Genomic DNA, 24,733 nt, shown 5'->3' with positions numbered 1-24,733 from the left:
CTCACAGTCGACGGGTCGAGGAGGCGGCGCCGACCTCCGAAGTGGGGCGTTGGGGCCGCAGGGATCGTCGACAGTCCGGCGGAGGCGGCGCGGAACGACCCACGGCCTAGCATGCCACCATGCCCCGTACGCGCGAGCTGAGCCTCCTCGATCTGGCGATCGCGGGCGTGCTGAGCCTCTTCGCGCTCGTGCTCATCGCCCGCGCGACGGCCCTGCTGATCATCACGCCGCCGGTCAGCTGGGCGTTCGTCGCCGCGTTCGGCGTGGCGGTCGCCCTCACCGCGGCGTTCCGGATCGCCCTCGGCCGCCGCTCGGGCATGCCGGTCGCCGGCCTGACGGTCACGCTCCTCGTGATCATGCAGCCGGAGGCCGACCCGTTCCGCCTGCTCGGCGTCTGGACGGCGGCGAGCCTGGTCACCCAGCTGCTGCAGACCCGGAACCTCGCGGTCGCGGGCTACGTCACGGGACTGGGATCCCTCGCCGCGCTCCTCTACGTCACCGTCTTCCAGGCGGGGAGGGCCGTGCTGACGCCGCCGATCGCGCTGCTCGCGGCGAGCGCGCTCTTCCTCGCCGTCATCCTGCTCGTCGACCTCCTCCGCCAGCGCGGCCGCTGGGGGATGCAGTGGGAGCGGGGCTTCGGCGCCCTGTCGCCCAAGCGGGTCGGCTTCTACCTCCTCCTGGTCTGGCTGCTGAGCACGGCCGTCTGGTTCCTCGACGCCGTGGTCGTGCCGGCGATGGCCGGGGACCCCGCCATCGAGCAGAGCCCGATGGTCGTCCTGGTGGTCGGCGCGCTGGTCTTCGGCGTGGCGAAGCGGATCGAGGTGCGCGGCGTGCGGCGCCGGCTCGCCGGCGTGCTCGACGCGGCACTCGCGCTGCCCTGGGGGACCGTGGAGCAGGCGGAGCGGAAGATCGTCCGCCACGCGCTGACCTCGATCGAGGCGGACGCGATCGAGGTGCGCGACGAGCCCGCCTCCGGGCGGGAGATCGCCTCCGCCATGCTCCTGCCCGACGGCCGGACCCGGTACGTCGTCGCGTCGAAGCGGGTGAGCGCGATCCCCTTCAACGACGACGACGAGCAGATCCTCGACGCCCTCGCGCACATGGGCGCGGACACGCTGAGCACCCGCCACGACGTCGAGTCGCTGCGGCGCTCCGTGGACCACGACGCGCTGACGGGGCTGCCGAACCAGCGGGTGTTCCAGTCCGCGCTCGCCGCCGCCAACCGCGACCGGCGGCCGTTCGAGGGCATCGCGGTGCTCTTCCTCGACCTGGACGACTTCAAGGACCTCAACGACGGCCGCGGGCACCACGTCGGCGACAAGATGCTGCGCCTGGTCGGGGAGCGACTCGCGGAGGTGGCCGACGAGGGCGGAGTCGCCGCGCGGGTCGGCGGCGACGAGTTCGCGCTGGTCCTGCGCGGGCTCGACTCGGCCGAGGACGCGCGGCGGCGGGTGCAGGCCCTGGTCGAGCGGGTGAGCGAGCCGGCGACCGTCGACGGCGACACCCTCGCCCCGGTGGTGACCGTCGGCGTCGCGTTCTCGGCGCACGAGGAGACGGACCCGACGACCATCGTGATCGAGGCCGACCGCAGCATGCTCGCGCTCAAGCGCGGGCGGGGCCGCAGCGGCCGGGGGCGCTCGAGCAGCCTCGACGTCACCTCGGTGCTGACCGACCCGGTGCGCGAGGTCGCTTCGCGCGCCCTCCGCGACCGCACCCTCGACCTCGCCTTCCAGCCCGTCGTCGATCTCGGCACCGACCGGATCTGGGCCTACGAGGCGCTCGTGCGGCTGGAGGACCCGGTGCTCGGGCGGATCGACCCGTCCCTGCTGATCCGGACGGTGCGGCACGCCGGCCTGCTCGACGAGCTGACCGTGCAGGTGGTGGAGAAGGCGATGTCCGCCGCCGCCTGCTTCCGCGACTCCGGCGCGGGGGTGGAGTGCATGAGCGTCAACGCGGACCTGGAGCAGCTCGCCGCCGAGCGGCTCGGCCCGTACTTCGCCGCCGTGCCCGAGCGGTACCCGGGCCTGCGGTTCTGCCTCGAGCTCAGCGAGGGGTCGCTCGCGGCGGCGACGGACGAGCTGCGCGCGCAGGCCCAGCTCCTGCGCGACGCGGGCGTGCTGCTGGCGCTGGACGACTTCGGCACGGAGGGCTCCTCGGCGCTCGCCGTGGCGACGTTCCCCCTCGACGTCGTGAAGCTCGACCGAGCCCTGATCGCCGATCTGACGACCGAGCTGCGCCAGCGCGAGATCGTCCGGGCGATGCAGTCGTTCGCGGTCGCGGTCGGGGTGCGGATGATCGTCGAGGGGGCGGAGGACGAGGAGACGGTCGCGGTGCTGCGCGAGCTCGGAGTGACCGATGTGCAGGGGTTCGTCTACGGCCGGCCTGACACTCGGACGGGGGCGGAGCAGCGGTTGCTCACCACCGGATCGGCTGTCGGCGACTGCCTAGACTGACGCCAGAACGGGGCGTCCTCTCCCGCACTTCCGCGGTCTCCCGCCGCTCCTCGTGCACGACCGTTCCACTCTCCATCCTCGAGCGCCGGACCTCCCGGACTCCCGTATGCCGATCGGAACCCCGCCCCATGGCTCCTTCGCTCCTGCCTCGACGCGCCCTCGTCCCGGTCCTCGCCCCGGTCCTCTGCCTCGGTCTCGTCCTCGGCGCCGCGTCCTCCGCGTCCGCGGCCGACCTCGTCGATCCGGCCACCGGCGGCGTCGTCCAGGGGCTCGAGAGCGACGCCGTCGTCTCGGTCGCGGCCGGCTCCGAGCCGCAGTTCGTCACCGTCCCGGTCGCCGACGGGGTCGTGCCGACCCGCGTGATCGCGTCGCTCGCTCCGCTCGAGCCGCTCACCGGCACGCTCTCGGTCATCGTGTCGGGCCGGGTCGTGCAGACGCTCGACGCCGCCAGCGCGACCGCGATCGACGCGCCGGTCCAGGCCTCCGACGTCGTGGACGGCGTGCTCGCCGTCGGCTTCCAGCTCGGGGGCTCCGGCGACTCGGCCGGTGCGCTCTGCGAGGTCGGGAGCGAGGTGCTGAGCGTCTCCGGCCTGGGCGTCGTCGTCGACGGCACCCCGACCGCGCCGACCACCGTCGGCGACTTCTTCCCGGACGCGGTCACCGGCGTCTCGATCGTCGTGCCCGACGGCGCCGACGACGCCCTGCGCGCCGCGGGCCTCTCGGCGGCGGCCTCGCTCGCCTCGCGCTACTCCTCCGGCACCGCGATCACCGTGTCGGAGGAGAGCGCGACCGAGGGCCGCCCGGCGCTGGACGCCGCGCAGGGCCGCATCGTCCGCTTTGCGGCGGGGGACGGCGACGTCGTCAGCGCGATCGGCGACGCCGGCGGGGTGCCCGAGCTGACCCTCACCGGCGCGGAGGCGGACCTCGCCGCGGCCGGTGCGGCGCTCGGCAGCGAGTACGCCGGCCTCGCCTCGAGCGCGACCACCACCGGTCTCGCGCAGAAGGTCGTCCCCTCGAGCTCGCTCGAGCACACGCTGGCCGACTTCGGCACCGAGCGCATCGCCCTCGGCAGCACCGGGGCGTCGACGAGCTACACGACGATCACGCAGTCCGCGTTCGGCGGGCCGGTCTCGAGCGTAGAGGTGGACCTGGTCGGCACCCACTCCGCCGTCCCCGAGGGGATCACCGCGACCGCGAACGTCTACTGGAACGACTTCCTGATCGGCTCGACGGTGCTGGGCCAGGACACCGACGTCGCGATGACGCTGCCGGTGCCGACCGGGCAGCTCAGCGCGTCCAACGGCCTGTCGGTGACGCTCTCGGCCGTGCGCGAGAGCGACGGCGCCTGCATCGGCTCGGCCGACTCCGTGCCGATCGAGTTCTTCGTCGACGGCGCGGGCTCGAGTGTCACCGGCGTCCGCGGCGAGTCCGCGGCGCCCGGCTTCGGCCGCTTCCCGCAGGCGTTCGGCGGCGAGCTCGCCGTCGCGTTCGGCGGCTCCGCGAGCGGCGCCGACGCGCTGCGCAGCGCCGGCGACCTGGTCACCGCGCTGCAGCGGGTCGACGCCGACCCCCTCGCCGTCTCGGTCGTCGGGGTCGACGAGTTCGTCGACTCCGACCGCTCCGGGATCGTCGTCGGCGCGGGGACCGACGAGGCCGAGGCGCTGAGGACGCCGCTGCGCCTCGCCTCCTTCACCGCGATCGATGCCTCGCGCCTCAGCTACGGCGTCGGCACCGAGGCGCCCTATGCGGCCCTCGAGGCCTTCACCACCGACGGCCGCGAGATCGTGCTGCTGGGCGGCTGGAGCGCCGACGGCGACGCGACGGCGTCCTCCGGACTGCAGTCCTCGATCGCCGGCTGGGCGGCGGAGGAGGGCTGGACCTCGCTGTCCGGGAACCTCGCGGTCTCCGGCTCGACCGAGGCCGATCCGGTCCTGATCGACAGCAACGAGATCACCCCGCAGGACGAGGTGAAGGACGACTACTCCTCCTACGCGATCTGGTTCGTGATCGCGGTCGTGGTGATCGGCCTGCTGATCCTCCTCGGCTGGCTGGCGCGCCGCCGCCGGTCGCGGAAGGTCGCCGCCTACGTCGACGCGCAGGAGCGGGCGGCCGGCGAGCCCCCGGCCGCCGACTCCGCCGCCGCACCCGCCTCCGCCGCCACACCTGCCTCCGCGCCGGCCGCGGAGGGCGACCACCCCGCCGCGCGCCACTCCTCGACCGACTGACGAGCGCATGACCAGCACGATCGCCGCCCCGCCGCCGGTGGCCGGCGCGCCCGCCCGCCTCCCCTGGTGGCGGGAGGCGTGGGCCCGCCTCGGCCGGCCGGTCACCGGGCGGCAGGTGCCCGGCACGGTCGTGATCCTGGTGGTCTCGCTGCTGGTCGGCTTCGCGGCCTGCCTGGTGACCACCTCCTCCGGGATCAACCTCGCCTACGCGGACACCCAGAGCCACCTCTCCATCTCGCGGCGCATCTTCGACTCGAAGGCGCCCGGCTTCACCCAGCTCGGCACGGTCTGGCTGCCGGTGCCGAGCCTGATCCTGATCCCGTTCGTGCAGTCGCTCTGGCTCTGGCACACGGGCTGGGCCGCCGGGCTGCTCGGGATGATCTGCCTGGCCGGCACGGCCTGCGGCGTCTACCGGATCTCGGCGCGGGTGGGCCACCTGCGCGCCGGCCGGCTCACCGCGGTGCTGCTGGTGCTGGCGAACCCCGGCGTGCTCTACGCCTTCTCGACCGCCATGACGGAGCCGGTGCTGATCGTCACGATGGTGGGCTGCTTCTCCGGACTGGCGCACTGGGTCACCAGCCGGCGCAACCTCAGTGCCGGCGAGATGATGGTCTTCTCCGGCCTGCCCGCGGCGGCCGCGACGCTCTCGCGATACGAGGGCTGGGTGCTCGTCTTCGGCGGGACGTTCGTGGTGCTGATCGTCGCCTGGCGGAAGAAGCGCTCCTTCTTCTACGCGATCAAGATGGCGAGCGCCTTCGGGATCCTGCCGCTGATCGCGATCGTCTGGTGGCTGGTCTACAACTTCGCGGTCTACAGCAACCCGCTCGAGTTCATGAACGGCCAGTACTCGGCCGCGAACCTGCAGAAGGCGGTCGCCGACGCGGGGCTGCTCGCCTACCAGGGCAACGCGGGACTGACGCTCTGGTCGTACAACTGGGCGGTCCTCGAGACCTCGGGTCTGCTGACGGTCGCGCTCGGCCTGGCCGGTGCGCTGGTGCTGGCCTGGCGGCGCGGGATCTCGGACGACGCGCTCGTCATCTGGCTGATGATCGTCTCCTACGCCTTCTCGCTGCTGAGCCTCTACCTCGGCCAGACGCACATGAACAACGACCAGACCCTGCCGACGAACTGGTGGAACAACCGCTACGCGCTGTCGGTGCTGCCGTTCCTCGCGGTGCTCGGTGCCGTGCTGGTCGACGCGCTGCGGCGGGTGCCCCGGATCGGCGCGGGCGCGCTCGGCCTCGTGCTGGTGCTGCTCGGCGCGCAGACGGCCTGGTGGGTGCAGGACCTGGACCGCAACGCGGTCATCGCGGAGGCGACCGGCTACGTCTCGATCAAGGAGGCGTCCGGCGCGACCGCGGCGGCCCGGTTCCTGAGCGAGAACTACGACGGCGGCGGCATCCTGATCGACGAGAGCGCGGCCGGCAACGCGCTGCTGCCCGAGATCGGCGTGCCGCTCGCCGAGTACTACAACCGCTCGGCCGGCGAGCTGTTCGACGAGGCGCTCGCCGCCCCGTACACGCACGCGAAGTGGGTCTTCGTGACGACCGCGGACGCCCCCGAGCTGAGCGAGACCGGCGTCGCCGACCTCGTCTACGACGCGATCACCCGCGACTCCTCCTTCGACACCCGCTACCGGCCGGTGTTCGCGCAGGGGATCTACGTCATCTACGAGCGGCTCGGAGGCTGACCATGGCGACGACGACGCCCCGGGTGGGCGAGATCCTGCTCTCGCGCGGACTGATCACGGCCGAGCAGCTCGACGAGGCGCTGCGCCGCCAGGAGCGTGAGGGCGGCCTGCTCGGCCGGCACCTCGTCATCGACGGCGCCGTCACCCGGCGCGAGATGTACGGGGCGCTCGCGGAGCAGTGGGACGCCCCGATGCTCGACCTGGTCGAGGAGCCGCCGGGGGCCGCGCTGCTGGCCCGCATCGGCGCCTCCACCCTGGTCGGCGCGGGCTGGGTGCCCTGGCGGGTGCTGCCCGACGGGACCGGCGTGATCGCGACCTCCGTGCCGCCGACCGAGGCGATGCTCGCCGAGGCGCGGGAGATGCTCGAGGTCGAGGTCGTCACCGTGCGCACCACGACCGACTGGGACATCTTCCAGGCGGTCGAGAGCGCCTGCCGCGCCGCGCTGCTCTTCGGCGCGGCCGACTCGCTCGCGGTGCAGAGCGGCGACGAGTCGGCCAAGTCGGGGCTGCGCCGCTGGCAGGTGATCACTCCGCTCGTCGTCGCTGCGATCGTGATCGTCGGCGCGGTGCTGGCGCCGAGCCTCACCTTCGTGATCGTGCTCGCCTCGGCGAACCTGCTCTTCCTGATGAACATCGCCTTCAAGGCGCTGGCCGGCCTGCGCGCGCCGCTCAACCAGAGCTCGGTGCGCGCGTGGGAGGAGGAGGTGGCGCTCGAGCGCGGCCGCCGCGGGCTGGACGTCTCGCCGCCGCGGATGACGGACGACGAGCTGCCGATCTACACGATCCTCATCCCCGCCTACAAAGAGGCCAACATCATCAGCAAGCTGCTGGTGAACATCGGCGCCCTCGACTACCCGAAGGCCAAGCTCGAGGTGCTCGTGCTGCTCGAGGCCGACGACGACGAGACGATCTCGGCGGTGCGCCGGATGAGCCCGCCGGAGTACGTGCGGATGGTGATCGTGCCCCCGGGCGGCCCGCAGACCAAGCCGCGCGCCTGCAACTACGGGCTCAGCTTCGCCCGGGGCGAGTTCGTGGTGATCTACGACGCCGAGGACCGGCCCGACCCCGACCAGCTGCGCAAGTGCGTGCGGCTGTTCCGCGAGGACGCGTTCGAGCGCGAGCACGTGGATCCGGAGCAGAAGCAGCTCGTCTGCCTGCAGGGGGCGCTGAGCTACTTCAACGCCGACTACAACGTGCTCACCCGGATGTTCGCGGTCGAGTACGCGCACTGGTTCGGCGCGATGCTGCCGGGCCTGGACCAGTCGCACCTGCCGATCCCGCTCGGCGGCACCTCGAACCACTTCGAGACGCGCGTGCTGCGCGAGCTCGGCGCCTGGGACCCGTACAACGTGACGGAGGACGCCGACCTCGGCCTGCGCGTGGCCGCGCACGGCTACCGCGTGGGCGTCGTCGACTCCAACACCTGGGAGGAGGCGTGCGCCGAGGTCCCCGCGTGGATCAAGCAGCGCACTCGCTGGATCAAGGGCTACATGATGACCGCGGGAGTGAACACGCGGCACCCGATCCGCTGGTTCAAGGTGAACGGGGTGCTGGGCACGCTGAGCCTCGTCGCGCTGATCATGGGGACGCCGGTCGCGTTCCTGCTCTACCCGCTGGTGCTCGGCTTCACGGTGATCACCTACATCGGCGTGCAGTTCCTGGGGCTCGACCTGCCGGAGTGGCTGATCGTCGCGGGGACGACGAACATGCTGTTCTCGAACACGCTGATGATCGTCGTCTCGGGGATCGCGGCCTGGAAGCGCTACAACTGGCGGGTCGCGGCGTTCGCGATCCTGAACCCCGTCTACTGGGTGCTGCACTCCATCTCGGCCTGGCGCGCGGCCTGGCAGATCGTCTTCAGCCCGCACAAGTGGGAGAAGACGCCCCACGGCCTCACGGAGGACTACGAGGACTCGACGATCGGCGCCCCGGCGTAGGGGCGCTCGCCGAGGCATCCCGTTCCGGTCGAGGCGTCCCGTTCTACCTGGACGTCTCGACCGTTCGAGGACGCCTCGGCGGCGTCAGAGCGGCGGGGCTGCCAGCAGCACGGCGCCGGCGGCGGCGCTGAGGGCGGCGACGAGGCACCAGCGGTCGGCGCGGACGCGGCAGCCGCCCGCCCGCGCGAGCGCGGCGAGGCTGGCGGCGAGCACCGCGGCGCCGATCTGCACCGTCGCCGAGGTCCGCATCAGCGACCACGCCTCGAACGGAGGCACGCGGCCCCCACCGGGCAGGAACGGCAGCCCCGCGACGCTCGCCGACGCCAGCAGCAGCAGCGCCGACCCGACCGCCAGGGCGACCACGACGTGCCCGAGCACCTCGGCCGCGGCCCGCTGTCGAGCGCTGGGCGCGGCGATCTGCGGAAGGACGGCGGGGGCACTCGCAGCACTGCGGAGGGGCATGCGCCGAGCGTAGAACGCGGCCGTCTGCGGCGGACCCCCTTGCAGATCCCCCTTCCGGAGGTGATTCCTCGGGGAGACGCGAATATCGATGCGGCCGCCCTGCGGGCTACCCGATCAGCATGTGCCGGTCGAGTAGCCGCAGAGGGCTATCGAGCGGAGGTACCGCCCGGATGGAGGACGATCCTCTGCGGCGGCGTCTTCGTACCCTGGCTCGGACGCGGATCGTACGACCCCGACGTGGCTCGTGCGGCGCCGACTGCAGCGCCTTGACTCTGCGAACGGTAGACGTTGCTGTCCGGGAAGCTCTGACTGCTCATGTCGTCTCCTGCGGTGGATTGAGGTCGTGGTCGTAATAGTGCTTGCGGGCCACCCACTTGAAGCCCTCGTGCTTGGTGATGGTTGCGATGTCGATCGGACCGCCGACGGTCGGATTCCCCGGGGTGAACCGCACGAACTGGATCGTCGTGTACACGAGGAATTGTGCCAGTTCGACGGCGTCCTGGATCGGCATCGCCGGGGAGACGATGCGCGTCGCGAGCTGATCGCGCAACTGCGCGGCGACCGTCGGAGCCTGCGAAGGCTCGAGGCCGAGATTGATCAACGCGGGACCGGTATCGAGGCTCACGCCGTTCAGCAGGCGCGCGATGGCCTCGGGCTGCCCCCACCACATCGCGCCCGCTTCTCCGGTGAGCACCTCAGTACTGGTCGCCCGACCGCCTTCGATCGAGAGGTGGAAGATCTGCGGATGGTCCGCACCGGCGGAGTAGCCCGCGGTGAGGAATCCGAGCGACGGCAGCTCGTGTGCGGCGACTCCGCGGTGCAGGGGCTCGTAGCGCTCGTCGAAGAGGAACTCCTCGACGAGACGCGAGACGTCCTGCATCGAGTACGACCCGGGCCGCACGCTCCAGCGGGCGTCGTCACTCGAGGTGAAGCGGTGCCGGAGGTCTTTCGCGAGGGTCGACATGGAAGCCGGGCCGATGTTCCCCAGCCCCCAGGTGATCGCGCCGATCGGGAGTGCCTTCTGCAGATCGAAGAGCTTGTCGGCGTTGTTGTAGATGTTGACGACATCGATCGAGCCGTCCGAGCGGGTCTGCGTCAGCGTCGTGGCACTGTCGGAGGCGAGGACCACCCCGTCGTGCACCTTGAGAACCAGAGCGATCGTCATCAGACCAGTGTGCCCCGACGGTGAACGAGGAACACGACTTCGCGGGCCGTGACGCGGAGATCGGCGCTTTCCGTGCGTTGCCGCGGTGGACCGGACCTCTGACGACGGTGGATCTCGATACGCCCGCTCCGCGGGCTACTCGATCAGCATGAAGGAGGCGTACCCCGGACTGCGGTCAGCAGGGATCGGCATGCTCGGGAGTGCATGGACGGCGCGGGTCGGCATGCCCGGCGCTGCATGCTGGTCGAGTAGCCCTGGAGGGGCGTATCGAGACCCCGCCGCCGCCGGGGTCCCGGCAGCCGTCCGCGTCAGATGTTCAGGCGGTTGAAGATCGGGGACGGCAGCAGGCGGATGACCGTCATGATGACGCGCCACTTGGCCGGGGCGTAGGCGACCGCGCGGCCCGAGGCCATGGCGGCGGCGACGTCCTTCGCGACGGAGTCGACCGGGGCCAGCGAGGCTCCGCTCTGCTTGAGCGAGGCGGTCATCGGGGTGTCGGTCGGGCCGGGCTTGATCAGCACGACGGACAGGCGCGAGCCGGCCAGGCGGTGCTGCAGGCCCTGGGCGAAGCGCTCGACGAGGCCCTTGGCGGAGCCGTAGACGTAGTTGGTCTTGCGGCCGCGGTCACCGGCGACGGAGCCGATCACGCCGATGCTGCCGGAGGTGAGAACATTCGCGTAGGCCTCCATCCAGAGGGCCACCGAGACGCCGGTGACGACGAGCACGTCGCGGGCGACGGCGAGGTCGGCGGACGCCTCGTCCTGGGTCGTCATCGCGCCGTGGGCGATCAGCACGGTGTCGGGGGCGCCGCCCTCGAGCGAGGTCGCGACGACCGAGGAGATCGCGGCGGGGTCGGTCAGGTCGACCGCGGCCACCGACAGCGCGGCCGCGGGGAAGCGCACGCGCAGATCCGTCGCCAGCGCCTCCAGCCGGCCGGCGTCGCGGCCCACCAGCAGAGCCGAGCGCGCGCCCGTGCCCAGCCACAGCCGCAGCGTGTGCTCGGCGATGGCGGAGGTCGCTCCGACCACGACGATCTTGGAGGGGGTACCAGTGCTCACGTCAGCTCCCGAGGACTCGGCGCGAGAAGCCGGAGGAGATCCCCGGGTCGCGCTGGAGGGCGAATTCGGCGAGGCGCGGGAAGCCGGCCTCGAACATCTCGCGCGTCATGCGCGCGTCCTTCGCCGGGTACAGCCGGCCGCCCGCGGCGAGCACCAGCGCGTCGAGGCGCTCGAACAGCGGCAGCGCGACGGGCGTGTTCGGGAAGTCGAGCGCGAAGCAGACCCCGGGCGCCGGGAAGCTCAGCAGGCCCGGCGACTCCAGCGCCCCGAAGGTCTTCAGCACGCCGAGGAAGGAGCCGGTGCCCGAGGCCGCGATCAGGGCGAGCATCTCGCGGGTCGTCTCGAGCGCCCCCTCCCACGGCACGGTGCTCTGGTACTGGTAGAAGCCGCGCGGGCCGTACATCGTGTTCCAGCCCTCGATCGCGTCGAGGGGGTAGTCGAACTGCTCGTAGTGCTGCACGGAGCGGCGCGCGCGGGTCGCCTTCAGGCGGTAGTAGGCGCGGTTGAGCAGCGGCAGCGTGGCGCGGTTGACGACCGACAGCGGGAAGGCGAAGGGCACCTTCAGCGAGCCCGGCCGGGTCTCCGGCAGCTCCGGGGCGGCCGTGCTGTCCGCGCGCGAGTAGACCCCGCGTCGCCCACCGCCCGTAGTGACGTCGATCCAGGCGACGGTGTGCTCGAAGACGTCCATCGACTCGTGCACGAGGTCGAGGTAGCCGTCGAGGGTCTGGAAGGGCACGTCCTCGCTGACGAGCCACGGCCCGGGGACGCGCGCGAGCCCGAGCTCGACCTCGACGATCAGCCCGGTGAGCCCGAGGCCGCCGATCGTCGCCTCGAACAGCTCGACGTTCTCGGTGGGCGTGCAGCGCGAGGACGACCCATCGCTGCGCAGGAGCGTGAAGGAGCGCACGTGCCGGCCGATCGTGCCGGCGGAGGCGTGGTTCTTGCCGTGCACGTCGTTCGCGATCGCGCCGGCGAGGGTGACGTTCTTCGTCCCGGGAGTGACCGGCAGCATCCAGCCGCGCGGCGCGAAGACGGCCTGCACGTCGCGCAGCAGCACGCCCGGCTCGGCCCGCAGGACGCCGGTCTCCTCGTCGAAGGCGAGCAGGCGATCGAAGCCACTGAAGTCCCAGATGCGCCCGCCGCCGTTGAGGGCGACGTCGCCGTAGCTGCGGCCGAGCCCGTAGGCGATGCCGCTGTCGCCCGCGGCCAGCGCGGTCTGCGCCTGCTCGACGCTCGTGATCCGGGTGACGCGGTGCTCGTCGCGCGAGAGCAGTCCCCAGGAGGAGACGGGTGTGGTCATGCGGGCTCCTCTCGCGGGCCGGAGAACGTGACGTTCTTGTCGAGGTGGTACTTGGCGACGTAGCCGATGGCGAGGCCGATGACGGCCCCGGTGTAGCGGGCGAAGTCGGTGCCGAAGAGGTAGTCGAAGCCGAACTCGAAGCCCCAGAAGATCAGGGTCGTCACGCCGCTCATCACGCCGTAGAGGAGGAACGTCCTCAGCCCGTGCGCCGCATTCATCGTCTCGTGCTTGAAGATGAAGCGCTTGTCGAGCACGTACTTGGCGATCACCCCCGTCAGGGTGCCCGCGAGCACGGCGGCGATCGTGGCCCATTCCGCGTCGACGGCGAGCTCGACGAGCATCTGCGTGCCCAGATTCACCGCCGTTGCAAGGATCGCGAAGACGACGTACAGCGCGGCCGTCCGCATGCGCTTCCCTCCGTGGTGCTCCGGTCGTGAGCGCTGCGGATCCGGGCGGATGGGAGCGCGTTCACCCCCGATTGTAGGTTGGGCCCGCGTCACCCCGATCCCGCCCGATCCGGCCGTTCCTGGCCCCGTTCCCCCGAGAGGGAGACGTCGTGAACACCGCCCGCGCACTCGTCGCCGCCATGCGTCCGCGCCAATGGCTGAAGAACGTCCTGGTGCTGGCCGCTCCGGTCGCCGCCGCGCGCATCCTCGAGCCCGAGATCCTCGTCGCGACCGTCATCGGCGTGATCGCGTTCAGCCTCGCCTCCTCCGGCGGCTACCTGCTCAACGACCTCCTCGACGTCGAGTCGGACCGCGTGCACCCGAAGAAGCGCTTCCGCGCGATCGCGTCCGGCGCGCTGCCGCTGAAGGTCGCCTGGCCGGCCGCGTTCGTGCTGATGATCGTGCCGGTGCTGGTCACCTTCCTGCTCGGCTTCACCTGGTTCGCGGCGACGCTCGCCGCCTACCTGGTGATGCAGATCTCGTACTGCCTCTGGCTCAAGCACGAGCCGGTGATCGACATCCTGATCGTGGCGGGCGGCTTCGTGCTCCGCGCGATCTCCGGCGCGGCCATCGCGGACATCCCGCTGACGCAGTGGTTCCTGCTCGCGGTGTCCTCGGGCTCGCTGTTCATGGTCGCGGGCAAGCGCTACTCCGAGAAGCTGCAGAGCGAGGGCAAGGAGGAGAGTCACACCCGCTCGACCCTCAAGGTCTACACACCGGGGTACCTGCGCTTCATCTGGTCGGTCGCCGCGTCGCTGACGATGATCTCCTACGCGCTGTGGGCGCTGTTCATCAACGGCGAGAACTCGCTCTGGTCGATGGCGTCGGTGGTGCCGTTCGGAGCCGCGCTCTTCCTCTACGCCCTCGACATCGAGCGCGGGCGGGCGTCGGCGCCGGAGGACATCGTGCTCGGCAACCTGCGGCTGCTCGTCTGCGGTGCGCTGTGGGCGGGGCTGTTCGTCGTCGCGATCATGACGCGGACGACGACGGGCTGAGGCCGCGGGTCGGGCCCTCGTCCGGGCCAGCCGCTACGACGTCGAGCCGCGCCGCAGCCGCAGCCGGGTCTCCTCGAGATCCAGCAGCGCCTGCGCCTGGCCGAGGATCCGCTGCGGGTACGCGCGGCGGGAGCGGGCGTCGAGCAGCGCCTCGCGCTCGGCCGAGACGACCGCGAGCCGCAGTGCCCGGTACAGACGGTGCGGAGTGTCTGCCGTGTCGCGCTGGGAGCCGCGCGACCGCTCCCAGGCCGCTTCTGAGCGGAGGAAGGAGGTCTGGCGCACGCGCTCGAGCACGTCGGGATCGACGTCGTCGACGCCCTCGACCACCTCGCCGGGCTTCTCGAGGACCGAGAGCCCCTTCTCGGTGATCTCGTCGAGCAGGCCCGCGAGCTCGCGCTGGTCCTCCGGCACGTCGACCCCGCGGATCCCGGTGGCGCGGATGAGCAGCGGCAGGGTGCTGCCCTGGATCAGCAGCGTCGACACCGCCACCGTGAAGGCGATCAGCACCAGCTGCGGACGGTAGGGGATGTCCTCCGGCAGCGACTGCGCGGCGGCGAGGGTCACCACTCCGCGCATGCCCGACCAGCCCAGGACGAGGCCACCGCGCCAGCCGAGGCCGTTGCTGCTGAAGTGGCGGTAGTCGGAGCGGCGCAGCTGGTAGCGGCGCTTGGCCCGGCCGAGCTCCTCGCGCGGCAGCCGCACGCCGTCCGTCGACTCGAGCAGCTCCTTCTGCTCGCGCGCCCGCCGCTCGGCCCGGCGGGTCTGCCAGCGCTCGCCGAGGAGCACCGGGCCGACCCAGGCGAAGCGGACCACGATCAGCCCGGCGGTGGCGACCAGCCCGATGCCGACCGCGGCGGGGATCGTCAGGGCGGCGCGGTCGGCGTCCTGGATCAGGCTGCGGATCTCGAGCCCGATCAGGAGGAACACGCCGTTCTCGAGCAGGAACTGCACGGTGCGCCAGTTGATGCGGTCGTTGACGCGCGACTGCGCGGTGAAGGCGCGGGAGGAGGCGTGCCCGGTGTGCAGGCCGGCGACGACGACGGCGAGCACGCCCGAGGCGCCCAGGGTCTCCGCAGGGATGAACGCGACGAACGGCACGACGAAGGAGACGACGGTGTTCAGCACCGGGTCCTCGAGGCGGGAGCGGACGAAGACCGTCACGATGCTGGCGACCAGGCCGACGACCACGGCGACCACCACGGCGTAGAGGAAGTCGCCGATCGCCGCCCACGGCGTCGCGAGGGTGCCGGCCGCGGCGGCCAGCGCCGAGCGCAGCAGCACGAGCGCGGTCGCGTCGTTGATCAGCCCCTCGCCCTCGAGCAGGGTGAGCAGCCGGGGCGGCAGGCCGAGGCGGCGGCCCACGCTCGTGGCGGCGACCGCGTCGGGCGGGCTGATGATCGCGCCGACCGCGATGGCGAGCGGCAGGCCCAGCTCGGGCAGCAGGACGAAGAGCAGCGCGCCGATCCCGGCGGCCGAGATCAGCACGAGCACCACCGAGAGGCCGCTGATGGTGGCGATGTTCCGGCGGAAGTCGACGAACGGCACGCTGATCGCCGCGGCGTAGAGCAGCGGCGGCAGGACGCCGTCGAGCACCCACTCGTGCGGCACGACGACCTCGGGGACGCCGGGAAGGAAGGACAGCCCGACGCCGGCGAGCACCAGGGCGATCGGCGCCGCGACGCCGAGGCGGCGGGCGAACGCGGCGACGCCCACCAGGACCGCGACGCCGATGACGGCGGCGATGCCGAGCTCCATCAGAGCGTCCTGCGGGCGGCGTCGGGCATCGGCGGTCTCGATTCGGGGAGGGGGAGGCGCCTGTCCGTGCGCGGGCGGAGGCTCGCGCGCGCGGTCGAGGCCGGACTGCGAGTCTGCGCTCGTGTCCGGCCTCGGCCTAGGGGGTTGCGGGTGGGCGCGTGCGTCGCTCTTGTCGCGGGGCGTGCACGGACATCAGCCAGGAGGCGGTCTCATCGCTGACGGGCGACGAAAGGCACTCCTGGCTGATGTTCTGCGCGCTTCCGGGTGGTGGGCGCGGTCCTGCCGCTCGTCAGCGCCGGTCGAGGACCCGGACGAGGCCGATCAGGAGGGCGATCGTGCCGAGTGCGGCGATCGCGATCGCGGCGGCTCCGGCCGGGCCGAGCGAGAGCGCCCAGTCGACGACGGCGGTCCGCAGCCCGGCGTCGGCGGCGACGAGGAGCAGCAGGACGGCGACGACGGCCTGGACCAGTCCCCAGACGACCGCGCCGGCGCGGATCCTCGGCCGCTGCGCGGTCTCGGGGGCGGTGCTGGTCTGCGTGGCGGTGGTGCTCTGCGCGGTCATCGTCCTGCCTCCGTCGGGGTCGTGCTGTCGGTTCCGGGCGTGCTGCCGGGGTCTGTCGGGGTGCCGGGATCCGTCGTGCCGTCGGTGTCCGTCGGGGCCGGGAGGTCGGTCGCGGTCGCGGTCGCCTCCGAGGTCGGCCCCGCGGTCGCCGTGCCGTCCGGGTCGAGTGCGGCGCCGCTGGTCGAGTCCTCGGCGGTCCGGTCGTAGACGGTGACTCCGCCGCGGCCCTGCGCGATCCGGACGACGACCGGCTCGGCGTCCGGGTCGCCGAAGGTCTGCGTCCAGGTGGCCCCGTCGCGGCTGTACGCGACGTTCTCCGGCTCGGACCCCACGTCGCCGTCGGCGAAGGCGGTGGTCAGCCAGTAGTAGCCGTTCGCCGTGGACGCCTCGAGGCGGACCGCCGCTCCGGCCATCGGCATGACGGTGATGTTCCCGGCGCCCTGCCAGACGTCGATCACCTCCCCCGGAGCACCCAGCGACGGGTCGATCGTGATCTGCAGTGCGCCCGCCACCATCGCGTAGCTGCCGGGCGCCACGTTCGAGATGTCGTAGGAGCTCAGGAGGGGCAGCAGCTGCCGCTCCGGCGGCACGAGCGACGCGGTCGAGGCCGTCAGCACCGTGATCACCGAGACCGCGATCAGGAGGATCGCGCGCCGGCGGAGCAGCCCGGCCGCCACGATCGAGAGCCCGAGCACCAGGGTCGCGACGCTGAAGCCCACGACCGTCGCGGTCGAGCCGGAGACGGTGAGCGACGCGATCGCGCCGGCGACGGCGGCCAGGCCGAGCACGAGCAGCGTGACGCTCCGCCGCAGCCGCGGGTTCGCCTCGCGGTGCAGCCGACGCCGCTCGAGGCGCGCCGCGGTGATCGCGGCGGCTCGGAGGCGCGACTCCTCCGCTCGGGCCCGGGCCGTCTCGCGGGCGGTCGCGCTCTCCTGGGCGCGGAACGCCTCCCGCTCGGCCTTCCACTCCTCCTGGCGCTCGCGCCACAGTGCGAGGTCCTCGGGGGTGCTCGGCCGCGCCTCGGTCGGGCGCTGCGGAGGGAGGAGGGGAGCGCCGCTCGCGGGCTCGCCGGTGGGGGCGGGGTAGCCGGCGGCCGAGGCGCCGGGTCCCTCGGGGCTGCCGTACGGCGGGGGCGTCGGGTCGGTGCGGCCCGAGCGGCGGGCGATCCAGACCACGAAGAGCACGATGAGCACCAGGACGACGACCGTCCAGAGGGCGCGGCCGGTGGCGGGCGCCCAGGGCACCGCCCCGGTGTACGCGCCGCCGAGCGACCAGAAGCCCTGCGCGACCGGGAGCATCGAGGCGAGCACCAGGGCGCCGATGCCGGCGTGGACGCGGGTCAGGCGACCGCGGAGCAGCTCCTCGACCGGCAGCACGCCGTCCTCGTCGGGCAGCAGCAGCCAGGCGGCCGCATAGAAGAGGAATGCCGGGCCGCCGAGGACGGCGACCACGACGAAGATCCCGCGCACGATCAGCGGATCGATGCCGAGGCGATCGGCGATGCCGGAGCAGACGCCGCCCACCCAGCCGGGCCGGCGGGCGAGATCGAGGGAGCGCAGCCAGAGGAGGAAGCGGTTCTCGGAGGAGGGGCCGGGTGCGGAGGGGCCGGGTGCGGAGGCGCCGGCGCCGGGGGTGCCGTTTCCGGGAGTGCCGTTCGCGGGATCGCCGGCTCCGGGGGTCGGGTCCGGAGTCGGCGGATCGCCCGCCGTCTCCTGCGCCGGGTCCGGCGGGGTCGTGCTCGCTGCTGTCATGGCTCGAGTGTGACGCTCCTCCACAGGCGCCGACCATCGGGGGAACCCCTGATCCGACCCCGACTCCCGCCCCGGCGACCCCGACGACCTGTTTGGATGCAGGGGTGAGCACACCCACCTTCCCGAGCACCGCGGCGCACCCGCCGCGGCGTCGGCCGTCCCCGGGCCGATCGTCCGCGGGCCGGCCCGCCTCGGCCCGGCCTCCGCTGCGCCGCCCGCGCCGGATGGTCCTCGGCGGCGTGTGCGCGGCGCTCGCCGAGCACCTGGGCCCGCGCCCGGGGACGGTGCGCTTCCTCATGATCGTCGCGACGCTGCTGGGCGGCGGCGGCGCGCTGCTCTACCTGTGGCTGTGGGCGCTCGTGCCCCTGCGCGACGCGGGCGCGGACTCCGGTGCGCAGACCGGCGGTGTGCGGCGGTCGGTCCCGGTCGCCGTGCTGCTCGTCGGCGTCGCCGGAGCCGCGACGCTCTCGGTCGTGGTCGCGCTGCGCGGGGGCGACGACGCCGACGTCACCCGGGCGCTCGCCGCCGTCGCGGTGCTCTCCGGCGGCGCCGTCGCCTGGAGTCTCGGACCCGACCGCGGCGATCCGTCGCGCTCGGCGCGCTCCTCCGCCCTGGTCCGCCTCGCCGCCTGCGCCGTGCTCGTCGTCGCCGGGGCCGCCGTGCTCACGGCCCGCCCGAGCGCGGTCAACGCGGTCCTCGCCGTCGGCGTCCTCCTGGTGGCCGCGGGCGTGCTCGCCGCGCCCCGGGTCGTCACGCTGTGGGCCGAGCTGATGGGCGAGCGCGCGGCGCGGGTGCGCGAGGAGCAGCGCGCCGAGATCGCCGCGCACCTGCACGACTCGGTGCTGCAGACCCTCGCGCTGATCCAGAACCGGGCGGGTGCCTCGAGCGAGGTCGCCCGCATCGCCCGCGCGCAGGAGCGGGAGCTGCGCGACTGGCTCTTCGAGCGGGACGTCCCGGTCGCGAACGACCTGGCGGCCGAGATCCGCGCCATGGCGGCCGCGATCGAGCTCGACTGGCCGGCGACGCTCGAGGTGGTCGCGGTGGGGGCCTCGGTGCCGGGCGCCGCCCCCGTGCTCGCGGCGACCCGCGAGGCGATGCTGAACGCCGCCCGGCACGCGGGTGGCGAGGTCTCGGTCTACGTCGAGTCGTCGGCCACCGGGGTCGACGTCTTCGTGCGCGACCGCGGTCCCGGAGTCGACCTCGGCGCGCTCCCCGGCGACCGCCTCGGCATCCGCGAGTCGATCGTCGGCCGGATGGCGCGCGCCGGCGGCAGTGCGACGGTGCGGCCCGGAGCGGGCGGCTCGGGCACCGAGGTCCACCTGCGCCTGCCGGCGGGGGCCGAGCGGTGACCCGCGTCGTGCTGGTCGACGACCACTCCATCTTCCGCTCCGGTCTACGCGCCGATCTCGCCCCCGAGCTCGACGTCGTGGGCGAGGCGGCCGACGTCGACTCCGCCGTCGCGCTGGTCGCGGCCGAGCGTCCGGATGTCGTGCTGCTCGACGTGCACCTGCCCGGCGGCGCGGGTGGCGGCGGGGCCGAGGTCCTGCGCCGCAGCGCCGCGCACCTCGACGCGGTGCGCTTCCTGGCGCTGAGCGTCTCGGACGCGGCGGAGGACGTGGTCGGCGTCATCCGCGCCGGCGCCCGCGGCTACATCACCAAGGCGAGCTCCGGCGCCGAGGTCAGCCGGGCGGTCCTCGCGGTGGCCGGCGGCGACGCCGTCTTCTCGCCGCGCCTGGCCGGCTTCGTCCTCGACGCGTTCGGGGCCCTGAGCGGCGAGCAGGCGGAGTCCGTCGACGAGCTCGACCGCCTCTCGGCCCGCGAGCGCGAGGTGATGCGCCTCATCGCCCGCGGCTACGCCTACAAGGAGGCCGCCGCCGAGCTCTTCATCTCGGTGAAGACCGTCGAGTCCCACGTCTCCGCGGTGCTCCGCAAGCTCCAGCTCTCCTCCCGCTACGAGCTGACCGCCTGGGCCTCGGCCCGCCGCCTCCTCTGAGGAAGGCTCCCGTCTGATCTGCAGGCGATCCGATGCGGAAGGCGCCTTCCACCGCGAGGTGCGGAAGACAGACGCGCGGATCGCCTGCAGATCGGACAACGGACGGCAGACGCCCCCGCGCCCGGGCACCTAGAACGACAGCAGCGGGAGGAACGGCAGCGCGGCCAGCGCCGCGAGCGTGCCGAGCGCCGCGCCCGCGAGCACGTCGGTCGGGAAGTGCATCCCGAGCACGATGCGCGACAGCAGCATCACCAGCACCACGAGGACGGCGAGCGGCCAGAGCGCGGGCAGCATCACGGCGAACACGATCGCCGCCGCGGTGGTCGAGGACGCGTGCGAGCTCGGGAAGCTGAGCTTGCTCGGCGCCGTCCCCCGCACCTCGACGCCCTCGCCGAGGGGCCGCGGCCGCCGGACGACGCGCTTGATCACGATCGACAGCCCGTGCGCCACGACGATCGCGACGTCGCAGAGCGCCCACGCCCAGAAGCGCGATGGATCGGCGAACGCACCGACCACGCCCAGCAGCAGCCAGCCCGCGGCGTGCTCGCCGAAGAAGCTGAGCCAGCGGGCGACGGGTCGCAGGGGCCGGGCCAGCGGTGAGCGCTGCACGGCGACGATGACCGCGGACTCGCGGCTCCGGAGGGTCGACATCGCGCTCAACCTAGCGCACCCCTCGGGCCCCCGTTGTGCAGGCGCCCGTCCGTTGTGCAGGCGTCAGTCCGTTGTGCAGGTGTCCGTCCGATGTGCAGGCGACCGGCCGCGGAAAGCCCCTGCCACCGCGTCCGGTGCGCCGCCGAGCGTCGGATCGCCTGCACAACGGACCTGCGTCCCCGATCAGGCCTCCGGCTCGGCCTCCGTGCCGGCTGCGCGGCGGCGCGCACCCAGACCCAGTGCGGCAGCCCCCGCGGTGAGCAGCGCGGCGGCGCCGGCGACGAGACCGACGCTCTCGACACCGGTCGAGGCGAGTCCGCCGGTCGTTCCGCCGCCGACGGGCAACGGAACGGGCGTGCCGGTCGGCGCGGCCGTCGGCACAGCGGTGGGCCCGGCGGTCGGTCCGGCCGTCGGCATCGCGGTCGGCGCGGCGGTGGGTGCCGCCGTCGGTGCGGCGGTCGGGCCCGCGGTCGGCGCGGCCGTCGGCGCCGTGGTCGGCCCCGCGGTCGGCGTGGGCGTCGGCGTCACGAGCTGCGAGGCCGGCAGGATCTGCACGATCGTCGGTCGCGGCGCCGCGACGGCACCCGCGGCGACGACTCCCGCAGAAGCGAAGTCCGGGAAGTACGAGCTCGGCGCCTCGAAGGTGCCCTCCTCGCCCGGGTGCTGGACCGCCACGAACACGTGCTGGTCCTGGTCGTGCACGATCGGCCCGCAGGTCTCGGCGTCGCGCGGGACCGAGAGGAACTGCTCCACCCGGCCGCGGTCGGCGCCCTCGAGCGCCACCTTGAACAGGCCGTCGTTGTAGCCGATGCCGCTGGGCGCGCCGTCGGTCGAGATCCAGAGGTTCCCGACGGAGTCGAAGGCGAGGTTGTCCGGGCAGGAGATCGGCGAGACCTGGTCGACCGGGAAGCCGGAGAAGTAGACCGTGTCGCCCTGCGCGACGTCGCCGCACAGCATCAGCAGGTTCCAGGTGAAGGTGCGGCCGGTCTGGTCGCCGCCGTCCTCGATGATCTCGACGATGTGGCCGTCGCGGTTCTCCGAGCGCGGGTTGACCTCGGTCGGCCCCTCCTTGCCCTCGGTGCCGCGGTTGGAGTTGTTGGTGCAGGCCACATAGATCCGGCCGCTGACCAGGCTCGGCTGGACGTCCTCGCAGCGGTCCATCTTGGTCGCGCCGGCGATGTCGGCGGCCATGCGGGTGTGCACGAGCACCTCCTCGACGCTCATGCCGGCGATCATCGACGCTCCGTCGAGGACCAGGGGCAGCCAGGCGCCGATGCCGTCGAAGCCGCCGTCCGAGGGGACCGCGCCGGTGCCGGTGATCTCGGCGACGGGGGAGTCGCCGGTGAAGCTCGCGACGAAGAGGTCGCCCTCCTCCAGCAGCGTCTTGTTGTGCGCGCGGTCGCCCTCGAGGTAGCGCTTCGTCGAGACGAACTTGTACAGGTAGTCGAAGCGCTCGTCGTCGCCCTGGTAGGCGACCACGCGGCCGTCGGGGGCGACGATGACGTTCGCGCCCTCGTGCTTGAGGCGGCCGAGCGCGGTGTGCTTCTTCGGGGTGGACTCGGGCTCGAAGGGGTCGAACTCGACGATCCAGCCGAAGCGGTTGGGCTCGTTCTCGTAGCCGGGCGTGCGGGCGTCGAAGCGCGGGTCGTCGAGCTCCCACAGGCGGGCGGTCTCGGCGTCGGCGAGGCCGTAGCGCTTCTCGGCGTCGCTGGTCGCGGTGGCGCGGAAGTAGCCGTTGAAGTTCTCCTCGCCGGAGAGGATGGTGCCCCACGGCGTGGTGCCGCCGGAGCAGTTGCCGAGCGTGCCGAAGACGGAGCGCCCCGTCGGGTCGGCGGCGGTCTTCAGCAGCGCCGAGCCGGCCGCGGCGCCGGTGACCTCGTAGGGGGTGTCCAGCAGGTAGCGGCGGTTGTGCTCGCCGCCCTGGACGTAGGACCAGGGGCGGTCGACGGCGGTGCGGACCAGCTCGACGACGCTGAGGCCGTGGGCGGCGCGGCCGACGGCGCGCACGCGCTCGGGCTCCGCCTCGAGCTGCGCGGCTGGGAACATGATCGACTCGTTCGTGTACTCGTGGTTCACGACCAGCAGGGCGCGCAGGCGCTTCGAGCCGGGGATCTCGACGATGTCGGTGTAGTCGTTGTTGTAGCCGAACTGCGCGGCCTGGGCCGCCTCCGTCTGGTTCCGGATGTCGAACGCGGGGCTGTCGGCGAAGAGCGGGTCGCCCCAGCGGATGATCGGCTGCCAGGCGAAGCCCTCGGGGACGGTGAACTCGTCGACCGTGTACGGCACCGGGGCGATCGGGGTGAAGGCGAGCGGGGAGCCGCCGACCGCGGCGCCGGCGACGGCGGCCTCCGCGGTGGGGGCGCCGCCGGCCGAGGCGACGGCGACGGTGACCGCGCCGGCCAGGCCGAGGCCGAGCGCGCTGCGGCGCGAGATCTGCCGGGCGACGATGTCGCGGAACGAGCTGTTGTGCGAGGTGTTGCAGGCGGCGGTCGAGCACGCATTCGCGCACTTCAGGGCGCAGGTGACGGGGCTGCGCTTGCCGCGCACGTGCCCCGCCATGGGGAGGAGGAGCGGGCGGCGGGCGGTGTCGGTCATGCGATGTCCTTCGATCGGCAGGCAGTGCGATCGAGTGGACCAGTGCGAGGGGACGCGCATCCCGCTCAGCGGAGGCCTCTCCCTGAACGGAACATGAACGTTCTCACAAGAAGGTGAGGCTATCCTTCGTCGCTCCGGCGGGCGTCCCGGGCGGCCAGCACTGCGCCGACGTTGTCCGCGATCCACTCGACCACCGGCAGCAGTCGCTCGGCCAGCTCGGCGCCGAGCGGGGTCAGCGCGTAGTCGACCCGCGGCGGGATGACGGCGTGCGCCTCGCGGTGCACGAAGCCGTCCTCCTCGAGGGTGCGGAGGGTCTGCGCCAGCATCTTCTCGCTGATGCCGCCGATCCGCCGCCGCAGCTCGCCCCAGCGCAGGCCGCGCTCGGCCAGGGCGGCGAGGACGAGCACGCCCCACTTGCTCGTGACGTGGCCGAAGACCTCGCGGCTCGGGCAGTCGGCGGAGTAGACGTCGCCGGTGAGGAGGGGACTCTGGATGATGGTCACAGGAGTACTAACAAAATAGTGGGTACTGCATTCCGGGAAGTTCTCGCGTCGTCGTCCGGTTCCTCTTCTCCGACGGCGCCCCACCCGCCGTCTCCCGAACGGAAGGACCACCCTCATGACCCTCGTCGTCACCGGAGCCACCGGCCACCTCGGCCGTCTCGCCGTCGAGCACCTGCTCGCCCGCGGCACCGCCGCCTCCGACATCGTCGCCACCGGCCGCGACGCCGCCAAGCTGGAGGCGCTCGCCGCCGACCTCGGTGTCCGCACCGCCGTCGCCGACTTCGAGGACCCGGCCTCGCTCGACGCCGCCTTCTCCGGCGCCGAGGCCGTGCTGCTCGTCTCCGGCTCCGAGGTGGGCAAGCGCGTCGCGCAGCACACCGCCGCGATCGAGGCCGCCGCCCGTGCCGGCGCGCGCCTGGTCTACACGAGCGCCCCGAAGGCGACCACCAGCCCGCTGATCCTGGCCCCCGAGCACAAGGCGACGGAGGAGGCGATCGCCGCCGCCGGCCTCCCCGCCGTGATCCTCCGCAACGGCTGGTACAACGAGAACTACGAGCAGACCGTCGCCGAGCTCGCCTCGACCGGCACCACCCTCTCCAGCGCCGGCGACGGCCGCGTCTCCAGCGCCGCCCGCACCGACTACGCCGAGGCCGCCGCCGTCGCCCTGCTCGACGCCTCCCTCGTCGGGTCGGTGCACGAGCTCTCCGGCGACACCGCCTGGAGCTTCGACGAACTCGCCGCCCTCGTCGGCGAGGTCGCCGGCCGCGACGCCGCGATCACGCACATCGACTCCGCCGAGCACGCCCGCATCCTCACCGAGGCCGGCGTCCCCGAGGGCGGCGTCGGCTTCGTCGTCGGCCTCGACGCGAACATCGCCGACGGCCTCCTCGGCGAGACCGACGGCTCGCTCGCCCGCCTCATCGGCCGCCCGACCACCCCGATCCGCGCCTACGTCGAGGAGCAGCTCGCCCGCTGACCCGCGGCCGGCCGGCTGCTGCCTGCGTTGCCCCTCCGGCTGACCTCCGGCTCGCGGAACCCGCTCCGGCTCGCCGGATCGTCCGGTTCTCGCGTGCCGGAGGTGCTTTCGCGTGCCGGACCTGGGACCGGTGCACCTCCGGCTCGCAGAATCGGCTCGGGCTCGATGAATCGGCCGGTTCCCGCGTGCCGGAGGCGGTTCCGCGAGCCGGACTCG

Annotated in this window: 19 protein-coding genes; 8 read left to right on the top strand and 11 right to left on the bottom strand. The window is 73.0% G+C overall.

Annotation, left to right across the window (positions count from 1 at the left end; all coding sequences use genetic code 11):
* Positions 1 to 119 precede the first annotated feature (119 nt).
* From C1I64_RS15940 to C1I64_RS15925, 4 genes are all read left to right on the top strand, one after another.
* A complete protein-coding gene (locus C1I64_RS15940; RefSeq protein ID WP_127887881.1) occupies positions 120 to 2,453 on the top strand; it encodes a bifunctional diguanylate cyclase/phosphodiesterase in 2,334 nt (777 codons plus the stop codon).
* Positions 2,454 to 2,581: 128 nt separating this feature from the next.
* On the top strand, positions 2,582 to 4,678 hold the full coding sequence (locus C1I64_RS15935; RefSeq protein WP_127887880.1) for a hypothetical protein: 2,097 nt from the start codon (positions 2,582 to 2,584) through the stop codon (positions 4,676 to 4,678).
* A gap of 7 nt (positions 4,679 to 4,685) precedes the next feature.
* Complete coding sequence (locus C1I64_RS15930; RefSeq protein WP_127887879.1) at positions 4,686 to 6,368, top strand: ArnT family glycosyltransferase; 1,683 nt, start codon at positions 4,686 to 4,688, stop codon at positions 6,366 to 6,368.
* Between the two features lie 2 nt (positions 6,369 to 6,370).
* Entirely contained in the window at positions 6,371 to 8,305 is a 1,935-nt protein-coding gene (locus tag C1I64_RS15925) for a glycosyltransferase (protein ID WP_127887878.1), read from the top strand.
* 84 nt (positions 8,306 to 8,389) lie between these two features.
* Here the strand turns inward: C1I64_RS15925 and C1I64_RS15920 are convergent, their stop codons facing one another.
* The 5 genes from C1I64_RS15920 to C1I64_RS15900 form a co-directional block, all read right to left on the bottom strand.
* On the bottom strand, positions 8,390 to 8,767 hold the full coding sequence (locus C1I64_RS15920) for a hypothetical protein (RefSeq protein ID WP_127887877.1): 378 nt from the start codon (positions 8,765 to 8,767) through the stop codon (positions 8,390 to 8,392).
* 313 nt (positions 8,768 to 9,080) lie between these two features.
* Complete coding sequence (locus C1I64_RS15915; protein ID WP_127887876.1) at positions 9,081 to 9,932, bottom strand: hypothetical protein; 852 nt, start codon at positions 9,930 to 9,932, stop codon at positions 9,081 to 9,083.
* A 308-nt stretch (positions 9,933 to 10,240) separates the two neighbouring features.
* The gene (locus C1I64_RS15910; RefSeq protein ID WP_127887875.1) at positions 10,241 to 10,990 is read right to left on the bottom strand and encodes an SDR family NAD(P)-dependent oxidoreductase; all 750 of its coding nucleotides are present in this window, start codon (positions 10,988 to 10,990) and stop codon (positions 10,241 to 10,243) included.
* A 1-nt stretch (position 10,991) separates the two neighbouring features.
* Positions 10,992 to 12,290, bottom strand: coding sequence for an FAD-binding oxidoreductase (locus tag C1I64_RS15905; protein ID WP_127887874.1), 1,299 nt, complete (start codon positions 12,288 to 12,290; stop codon positions 10,992 to 10,994).
* Positions 12,287 to 12,697 carry a GtrA family protein gene (locus tag C1I64_RS15900; RefSeq protein ID WP_123447196.1) on the bottom strand — a complete coding sequence of 137 codons (411 nt, stop codon included), beginning with the start codon at positions 12,695 to 12,697 and terminating at the stop codon, positions 12,287 to 12,289. The genes C1I64_RS15905 and C1I64_RS15900 overlap by 4 nt, the downstream gene beginning before the upstream one ends.
* 149 nt (positions 12,698 to 12,846) lie before the next feature.
* Here C1I64_RS15900 and C1I64_RS15895 point away from each other — a divergent pair, with 149 nt between their 5' ends.
* Positions 12,847 to 13,731 carry a decaprenyl-phosphate phosphoribosyltransferase gene (locus tag C1I64_RS15895; protein WP_123447195.1) on the top strand — a complete coding sequence of 295 codons (885 nt, stop codon included), beginning with the start codon at positions 12,847 to 12,849 and terminating at the stop codon, positions 13,729 to 13,731.
* Positions 13,732 to 13,764: 33 nt separating this feature from the next.
* On the opposite strand, the gene C1I64_RS15890 is transcribed toward C1I64_RS15895, so the two are convergent.
* The 3 genes from C1I64_RS15890 to C1I64_RS20785 all read right to left on the bottom strand — a co-directional run bounded on the left by C1I64_RS15890 (position 13,765) and on the right by C1I64_RS20785 (position 17,799).
* Positions 13,765 to 15,486, bottom strand: coding sequence for a cation:proton antiporter (locus C1I64_RS15890; protein ID WP_127887873.1), 1,722 nt, complete (start codon positions 15,484 to 15,486; stop codon positions 13,765 to 13,767).
* 289 nt (positions 15,487 to 15,775) lie between these two features.
* Entirely contained in the window at positions 15,776 to 16,048 is a 273-nt protein-coding gene (locus tag C1I64_RS15885; RefSeq protein WP_127887872.1) for a hypothetical protein, read from the bottom strand.
* Positions 16,045 to 17,799 (bottom strand): PspC domain-containing protein, encoded by a 1,755-nt coding sequence (locus C1I64_RS20785; protein ID WP_127887871.1) that lies wholly within the window; start codon positions 17,797 to 17,799, stop codon positions 16,045 to 16,047. The genes C1I64_RS15885 and C1I64_RS20785 overlap by 4 nt, the downstream gene beginning before the upstream one ends.
* 104 nt (positions 17,800 to 17,903) lie before the next feature.
* On the opposite strand from C1I64_RS20785, the gene C1I64_RS15875 reads away from it, so the two are divergent.
* Positions 17,904 to 19,148: an ATP-binding protein gene (locus tag C1I64_RS15875; RefSeq protein ID WP_244209503.1), complete on the top strand. Its 1,245-nt coding sequence runs from the start codon at positions 17,904 to 17,906 to the stop codon at positions 19,146 to 19,148.
* On the top strand, positions 19,145 to 19,792 hold the full coding sequence (locus C1I64_RS15870) for a LuxR C-terminal-related transcriptional regulator (protein ID WP_123447181.1): 648 nt from the start codon (positions 19,145 to 19,147) through the stop codon (positions 19,790 to 19,792). The genes C1I64_RS15875 and C1I64_RS15870 overlap by 4 nt, the downstream gene beginning before the upstream one ends.
* Positions 19,793 to 19,921: 129 nt before the next feature.
* Here C1I64_RS15870 and C1I64_RS15865 read toward each other — a convergent pair whose 3' ends face one another.
* The 3 genes from C1I64_RS15865 to C1I64_RS15855 all read right to left on the bottom strand — a co-directional run bounded on the left by C1I64_RS15865 (position 19,922) and on the right by C1I64_RS15855 (position 23,541).
* Positions 19,922 to 20,443, bottom strand: coding sequence for a phosphatase PAP2 family protein (locus tag C1I64_RS15865; protein WP_127887870.1), 522 nt, complete (start codon positions 20,441 to 20,443; stop codon positions 19,922 to 19,924).
* Between the two features lie 183 nt (positions 20,444 to 20,626).
* Positions 20,627 to 23,038: a PhoX family protein gene (locus tag C1I64_RS15860; protein ID WP_127887869.1), complete on the bottom strand. Its 2,412-nt coding sequence runs from the start codon at positions 23,036 to 23,038 to the stop codon at positions 20,627 to 20,629.
* 119 nt (positions 23,039 to 23,157) lie between these two features.
* Positions 23,158 to 23,541, bottom strand: a complete 384-nt coding sequence (locus C1I64_RS15855; protein WP_123447177.1) for a winged helix-turn-helix transcriptional regulator — start codon at positions 23,539 to 23,541, stop codon at positions 23,158 to 23,160.
* 115 nt (positions 23,542 to 23,656) lie between these two features.
* Here C1I64_RS15855 and C1I64_RS15850 point away from each other — a divergent pair, with 115 nt between their 5' ends.
* Positions 23,657 to 24,517 (top strand): NAD(P)H-binding protein, encoded by an 861-nt coding sequence (locus tag C1I64_RS15850; RefSeq protein WP_127887867.1) that lies wholly within the window; start codon positions 23,657 to 23,659, stop codon positions 24,515 to 24,517.
* Positions 24,518 to 24,733 lie beyond the last annotated feature (216 nt).

The sequence above is a fragment of the Rathayibacter festucae DSM 15932 genome (assembly GCF_004011135.1).
Taxonomy (GTDB): Bacteria; Actinomycetota; Actinomycetes; order Actinomycetales; family Microbacteriaceae; genus Rathayibacter; species Rathayibacter festucae.
The sequence above is the reverse complement of the archived record's forward strand: the minus strand, read 5'-3'. Positions and strand labels throughout refer to the sequence as shown.